Origin of the sequence: Pseudanabaena sp. SR411 (genome assembly GCF_002251945.1) — a bacterium.
Lineage (GTDB): Bacteria > Cyanobacteriota > Cyanobacteriia > Pseudanabaenales > Pseudanabaenaceae > Pseudanabaena.
Window position 1 is genome coordinate 1 of record NZ_NDHW01000070.1, and the last position, 4,758, is coordinate 4,758.

Annotated in this window: 2 protein-coding genes; one reads left to right on the forward strand and one right to left on the reverse strand. The window is 36.4% G+C overall.

What is annotated here, in order from left to right; all coding sequences use genetic code 11:
• On the forward strand, nt 1-2,526 hold a 2,526-nt coding region (locus B9G53_RS27230), incomplete at its 5' end, for a HEAT repeat domain-containing protein (protein ID WP_369682996.1).
• A gap of 35 nt (nt 2,527-2,561) precedes the next feature.
• Here the strand turns inward: B9G53_RS27230 and B9G53_RS06245 are convergent.
• A partial coding sequence (locus B9G53_RS06245) for a HEAT repeat domain-containing protein (RefSeq protein WP_141211723.1) occupies nt 2,562-4,758 on the reverse strand: 2,197 nt, incomplete at its 5' end.

Consider the following 4,758-nt stretch of genomic DNA (forward strand, 5'->3'; position numbering starts at 1 on the left):
GCTCGATTTCGACTGCGTCACGAATTTGTCCGCCGCCACTTAGATAAACCACTACTAGAAGGGCAAGAAACACTACTCGAATTGGCGTTGAAAATTGGTTGGTTAAATCAAGTTGGTGTGGATGCTGATGATCCAGAGCAAAAAGTTTATGCTTTCTTTCACCCAACTTTTGAAGAGTATTTTGCTGCTATTAGCATTAGCGATGGAAAGTTTTTCTTCAATCCCATTTCCAAAAATCCTATGGCAAAGGAAGCCAGTTATCGAGTTTTTGAGCCTCAGTGGAGACAAGTATTTCTGTTGTGGCTAGGCCGTAAAGATGAAACGCTCAAGCCAAAAAAAGAAGCACTGATTAAATCTCTAGTAACTTTTAAAGATCGCTGTGGTGGATTCTATAGCGATCGAGCTTTTCTTCTAGCAGCCATAGGGATTTCAGAATTTAAGGATTGCTCTTTTTCTGATGAGATTATTAAGCAATTGATGTGTTGGAAGTTCGGTGATTTTAATTTGCTGAAACGTGGCTGGGATTCTCTTATAAATCTCGGAAGAGTAATAGTCAGAAAAAATTATGCTGAGGGGATTTTCAAAAATACAGACTCTCAAAAGATGATTCAGGCACTAATGTCTTTGTTGAGAAAACTTGAACCTACTTTATCTGCCTCCAGTAACACAATCCCACGAAAGGTGATTCAAATATGCAGAAAAGAGTTAAATTTCAATCGTAATTTATATACATACCAAGAGTCGGCTGAAAGTTTGGGAAAGCTTATACCAAGCAACGAAAATGCGATTAGAGCAATTAAATATTTGCTGGATAATACTGGAGAAAGAAAATCTAGAATCAGAGATATTCGAGCAGAAGCAGTTAAAGGCTTGGGAATAATTGGTGAAAACAATAAATTTGCAATTCAAACGTTAAGACAGGTATTAAGAACAACCCAAGATTACAATACTTTAAAGAACTCTGTGGAGAGTCTAGAAAAAATTGCTAGCGGTGATGATGAAACTGCAATTCGATCATTAGTATGGCTTTTAGGAGTTACACAAGATAAACCCATATCTGTACTTACTAAGCCTTGGTATGAAACTGTTATTCAATCACTAATGTGGTTTCTTGAAGTTCAAGAAATTACTCAAGACAAATCGACTTTTATAGACAGATCTCGGAGCAAATCTCTTATACAGCATATCCGTTTTATTGCAGTACAAAGTCTAGGTAAAATTGGTATAGGTAATGAGACTGCTATTGCAGAACTACTACAAATTTTAAAAAATTCTCAAGATCAAGAAATTCATTTTCAAGCATTTGACAGCTTAGGCAAAATTAGTTTGGGAAATGAAACTGTAATACGAGTAATGGTAAGGTTGATAGAAGAAACTAATGATGAAAACATTTGTCTGAGTGCGACTTTCACTTTAAATCAAATTGGTGTAGGTAATGAAATGGCAATTCGGTCATTGGTACGAGTTATGAAGATGATTCAAAACCAAAATGTTTCTTTTCGATCATTTTACGTAGCCGACAGTTTGAGTAAAATTGGAGTAGGCAATGAGATTGCGATTCAGTCCCTACTAAAGTTAATTGAAGAAACTCAAGATGAAAATATCCGTTGGTGTGTAGCAGAGTGCTTAGGAAAAATTAATCCTGGCAATGAGATAGCAATCAAGGTACTGGTTCATATAGTTGAGACGACTCAGTATGACTATACTTATCAGGGTGCTGCTTACAGCTTAGGAAAAATTAATCCTGGCAATGAGACTGCAATACGGGCATTGGTATGGTTAGTGGAAACACTTGAGGATAGAAATGAATATGAATCCTTACGAACGATAGCAGCTTACAATTTAAGTGAAATCGCTTCTGGCAATAAAATTGCGATTCGAGTGCTAGTGGATGTATTAGAGAAGACTGAAGATGAAGGTAATAGGTGGTGGGCAATCGAAGGATTGTACAAAGCTGCCTCAAACTATGATGAGTTAATTTACCCACTAGTGCAAATAATAGAAACAACTAAGTTCGTTCATCGTCAGATTAAAACGCCAAAGTATAAAAGAGCGGTCGATATGTTGAGCAGTATCGGTATTGGCAATGAGACAGCAATTCAAGAATTTATACGTATGTTGAGAACTAAGAAAAATCATCATATCTATTGGAGAGCACTGGAGAATTTGGAGAATATTGGTATTGGAAATGAGGCGGCAATTCATGCAATATTTCAGTTTTTAATAAAAACTACCTCTACTAGCTCTCTTCACAGGGTCGCAGCAAACACTCTAAATAAGATAATCATTAGGGATGAAAATGCAACCCCAGCTTTATTACAATTCATTAAACACTACAGCCATTACATTAAGGCAAACCTTGATGTTCAAGAAGTCTATGCAGTAATGATGATATTGGCTGACATTCTTTCCTATCAAGATTTTTGGAAAGAATTTAACTCATCCCCATCTATACTGTGGATGTTTGGCAGATCTTTGCACTTTCTGGATAGCCTAAACCCAAATAATTGGAGATTGGATTTGTAGAAATGGCGCATTAACGAGCTAAGACAGTGCAATAGTCAATACTTCCAAATACTCCTAAAGAAAAATCCAAGTGGGGAACGCTCGATTGCCACACGGATTGTCTCTAGATTTCTGTAAATCCAATATGTCCATGGATATAACTTGAATACTTTATAAAAGTCTGTATAAGGTTTAGCTTCAGAACATTTCATCATTAGTTGATAGAGTTCTTTTATTACTAAGGTGCGACGGCGAAGAGATTGCACAAGCGCTAGAGTTGTCATATCACCAGTAACATCAATTTTATTCAAATTTTTCACCACCATTTGCTGGATAACGCTATTCCGACTTTTTCCCAAGATTGCAAGCAGTGAATTGTATGCTGTTTCATCACCAATGCTGATTGTGCTCAAGTTTGCTAATGTGTTTGAAAAATGAGGCCAAGTACCAGGTGCATCTAGCATAGACACTAATCCTTGAATAGCTGTTTTATCTCCAATGCCAATTTTTATTAAGACATCTGATGCAGTTTTATATGATTTTTTCTCCGGTTTAGTAACTTTTAAAATCTTAAGCAGTGTCGGGATTGCTGTCTTATTGTTAGGATCGATTTTGCATAGTATTTCTGCTGCTGAAAGAAAGATAGCTTCATCTTGAGTTGTTTCTAAAATCTGTACTAATGAAGAAACTGCTATCTTACTACTAGGATTGATTGTACATAGTATTTCTGCTGCTGAAAGAAAGATAGCTTCATCTTGAGTTGTTTCTAAAATCTGTACTAATGAAGAAACTGCTGTTTTTTTATCTGGATCGATTAGACCTAAATTAAGAGCTGCGACTAAATACACATAAACACTTCGAGTTGTTTCCAGTAGATGCACTAATGCCCAAATAGCTATCTCATTTCCTGGATCAATTTCACCTAAGCTATAGGCTGCGTATAGGCGAGTAAGTTCATCCTGAGCAATTTTTAGTAAACATATTAATTCTTGCTTTGCAAGCTCATTTTCGGTACCGATTGTACTTAAAGTCTCAGCAGCACTACAACAAACGGTTATTTTTCGAGTTGTTTCTATCACTCGCACTAATGCCTTAATTGCAGTTTCATTGCCTATACTGATTTTTCCTAGACTTTCAGTTGTTAGAGAAAAGATACTTTCATCTTGAGTTGTTTCTATTATTTTGACTAGTATTAAAATCGCACTTTCATCACCGTCGGCAATCTCTCCTAAACTTCCAATTGCTTGCCAAAAAGCAGGATTACCTACCTTCAAAAGGGTATCTTGTGTTTCGTCCTGTGTGCTTTCTATTATCTTTACCAATGCCCTGATTGCAATCTTATTACTAACACCAATTTTACCTAAGCTCTTGATTGCACTACAACTGATGTCATGTGCGCTAACGTACGTATAGTGACTATTCCCGAACGGATCGGCATCAACAGCATCCCAATCCGTCTCTTTTAGGATACTTTTATCTTGAATGATTTCTAGCACCCATGCTAGTGCTTGAATAGCAGTCTCATTACCAACATTAACTTCTCCAAGGCTATCTGCTGCTTTTTTACATAGGCGCGCATCTTTATCTGTCGTTAGCACCCATACTAATATTTGAATGGCATTTGCATTACCAAAACCTAATTGCCCTAAACTCTTCACCGCTCGTTCTCGAATAACTCTGATATTGTAATTATTTTTATTTTGCGTATTTTCTAGTAAAAGTCTTAATACTTGAACTGCTGTTTCTTTATCTGGGTTGATTCTAACTAGGTCGTGAGCAGCACTCCAACAGATATTTGCATCTTGAATAAAAAAATATTTGGCTAAAATACCAACTAAGCTTGAATGGGAATCTAAATTTGGAATTAATATTAGGTTCCATAATAGTTTTCGGATTGGTGCTTGGGACACTTTTTGATAGCATAAGCTAATGAAGGTTGATTCTAAGACTTTTGTTAGCGCCTGAATCACCTTTTGAGAATCTGTACTGCTAAGTATCATTTCAGCATAGCTTTGTCTAGTATTGACTTTTCCAGGACTTAAAAACAATTCCCAGCCACGTTTCAGCAAATTAAAATCACCGAACTTCCAACACATCAATTGCTTAATAATCTCATCAGAAAAAGAGCAATCCTTAAATTCTGAAATCCCTATGGCTGCTAGAAGAAAAGCTCGATCGCTATAGAATCCACCACAGCGATCTTTAAAAGTTACTAGAGATTTAATCAGTGCTTCTTTTTTTGGCTTGAGCGTT